This window comes from Streptomyces sp. NPDC060205 (assembly GCF_042728395.1).
Classification (GTDB): Bacteria; Actinomycetota; Actinomycetes; order Streptomycetales; family Streptomycetaceae; genus Streptomyces.
This window is the reverse complement of sequence record NZ_JBHWZP010000652.1, coordinates 1-1,162: the sequence shown is the minus strand read 5'-3', so window position 1 is coordinate 1,162 and position 1,162 is coordinate 1. Positions and strand designations below refer to the sequence as shown.

1 protein-coding gene is annotated in these 1,162 nt (G+C 72.3%); it reads left to right on the top strand.

Annotated elements, in window-relative coordinates:
* Window positions 1-150 precede the first annotated feature (150 nt).
* Entirely contained in the window at window positions 151-1,068 is a 918-nt protein-coding gene (locus tag ACFWGJ_RS43785; RefSeq protein ID WP_107015335.1) for a MurR/RpiR family transcriptional regulator, read from the top strand.
* Window positions 1,069-1,162 lie beyond the last annotated feature (94 nt).

Below are 1,162 nucleotides of genomic sequence, written 5' to 3'. Positions count from 1 at the left end.
CGCGGGGAACGGCGCAGTCTTTCGCCTTTGGGGGCGCGGGGAACGGCGCAGTCTTTTAGGGGCGCGGGGAACTGCGCGGCCGGCCCCCACCGGCCCGCACCCGACGAACCACCCCTTGACCCTCCCCCCACCCGAAAATATCTTTCATACGTGACCCAAGAAGTGAAGGAAATTTTCGCGGGCGACCCCCCGCCACCCCCCGCAGCCCTCGCCGCAAAGGTCCGCACCCTGGCCCCCTCAATGACCCGCTCCATGCAGCGAGTAGCAGAAGCCGTCGCCCAGGACCCCGCGGGCTGCGCCGCCCTCACGGTCACCGGCCTCGCAGAACTGACCGGCACCAGCGAGGCCACGGTCGTCCGCACCGCCCGTCTCCTCGGCTACCCCGGCTACCGCGACCTGCGCCTCGCCCTCGCCGGCCTCGCCGCCCAGCAGCAGTCGGGCCGCGCCCCCGCCGTGACCGCCGACATCGCGGTCGACGACCCGATCGCGGACGTCGTCGCCAAGCTCGCGTACGACGAGCAGCAGACGCTCGCCGACACCGCGGCCGCACTGGACACGGTGCAACTGGGCGCGGCGGTCGGGGCGCTCGCACTGGCCCGCCGTATCGACGTGTACGGCGTCGGGGCGTCCGGGCTCGTCGCCCAGGACCTCACCCAGAAGCTGCTGCGCATCGGGCTCATAGCCCACGCCCACAACGACCCGCATCTCGCCGTGACCAACGCCGTGCAGTTGCGGGCCAAGGACGTGGCGATCGCGATCACGCACTCCGGGGCGACCGGTGACGTCATCGAGCCGTTGCGGGTCGCGTTCGAGCACGGGGCCACGACGATCGCGATCACCGGCCGGCCGGACGGGCCCGTGACCCAGTACGCGGATCACATCCTGACCACGTCCACGGCCCGGGAGAGCGAGCTGCGGCCGGCGGCGATGTCGTCCCGGACGAGTCAGCTGCTGGTGGTGGACTGCCTGTTCATCGGGGTCGCCCAGCGCACGTACGAGACGGCGGCGCCGGCGCTGTCCGCGTCGTACGAGGCGTTGGCCCATCGGCATCGGAGTACGCCGCGGTAGGGAGGGCGGGGGTTCGTCGTCGGGTGCGGGCCGGTGGGGGCTGGTCGCGCAGTTCCCCGCGCCCCTTAAAAGATTGCGCCGTTCCCCGCGCCCC